A 1362-nucleotide genomic window follows, 5' to 3' on the forward strand; every position below is an offset into this window, starting at 1 on the left:
GATAACGTATAATTAGTTTCGCAAATTCAATTTCATAAAAATAGACATGGTCTATAGCCGTTTGGTAGAATAAAGTTACCACACAAAATTCACCATAGGAGGTATAGAACCATGTCTGATAACATTATACAACTCAATGAAGATTTAATAAAGCACGATTTAAAGGATCTTGTCCGCAGCAGCGTCGAAGAAACTCTGAATGCTCTGCTTGATAAAGAGGCCGACGAACTCGTAAATGCCCAGAAATATGAGCGTTCCGCTGACCGTCAGGGTTATCGTTCCGGCCATTACAAGCGAAACTTTCAAACCACTGCCGGCGATGTGGAACTAAAAGTTCCAAAGCTGAAAGGGGTTCCCTTTGAAACAGCTATTATTGAACGCTATCGCCGCAGGGAATCTTCCGTGGAAGAAGCTCTGATTGAAATGTATCTGGCAGGCGTTTCCGTACGGCGTGTCGAGGACATCACCGAAGCTTTGTGGGGAACAAAAGTATCCCCAGGCACCATCAGCAATCTCAATAAAAAGGCATATGAGCATATCGAAACCTGGCGTACACGCCCACTAGTCGGCAGCTATCCATATGTCTACGTGGATGGCGTCTATCTGAAACGCAGCTGGGGTGGTGAAATCCAAAACGTTTCTATCCTTGTTGCCATTGGAGTCAGCAACGATGGCTGCCGTGAAATCATCGGTGCAGCTGAAGGTATGAAAGAAGACAAGGAGAGCTGGCGCACCTTCTTTGTATGGCTGAAAGAACGTGGCTTAACTGGAGTCCGCCTGATCATCGGAGATAAAAATCTCGGAATGCTTGAAACCATACCAGAAGTATTTCCGGATGCCCTTTATCAACGCTGTACCGTCCATTTTTACCGAAATATTTTCTCCGTTACTCCACGTAACAAGATGAAGGCTGTAGCCATGATGTTAAAGGCCATTCATGCCCAGGAAAGCAAGGAAGCAGCACGTGAGAAAGCACGGCAGGTTGCTGAAAAACTGAAGGAAATGAAGCTTAGCTCTGCTGCCAAAAAGCTACAAGATGGCATAGAAGAAACTCTAACCTACATGGACTTTCCAACACAGCACTGGACCAGAATCCGGACCAATAATACCATTGAACGGTTAAACCGTGAGATTAAACGCCGCACTAAAGCAATCGGCGCTTTTCCTGATGGCCAAAGTGCTTTAATGCTTGTATGTGCCAGACTGCGTCATGTGGCCGGAACCCAATGGGGAACCAGGCGCTATATGAACATGGATCATCTTTCCAAACTGGAGGATGACCTGCTGTCTGATATCATAGCCGGTTAACTGCCAGCTGCTGAACGGCAGGAATTAAATTTGCGAAAAACTATTGACACTATC

The 1362-nt window shown here is 45.6% G+C and carries 1 protein-coding gene; it reads left to right on the forward strand.

The genetic code is table 11. The annotated features are described in order from the left end of the window. The first annotated feature begins 111 nt into the window (after positions 1–111). Positions 112–1308: an IS256 family transposase gene (locus LIZ87_RS22035; RefSeq protein WP_227149224.1), complete on the forward strand. Its 1197-nt coding sequence runs from the start codon at positions 112–114 to the stop codon at positions 1306–1308. The last annotated feature ends 54 nt before the right edge of the window (positions 1309–1362 follow it).

This window comes from Lacrimispora sp. 210928-DFI.3.58 (assembly GCF_020554865.1).
GTDB lineage: Bacteria > Bacillota > Clostridia > Lachnospirales > Lachnospiraceae > Enterocloster.

Bases quoted from the DNA above. Each gene is read 5' to 3' on its own strand.
- LIZ87_RS22035 (WP_227149224.1), top strand. From the start codon at position 112: ATGTCTGATAACATTATACAACTCAATGAAGATTTAATAAAGCACGAT.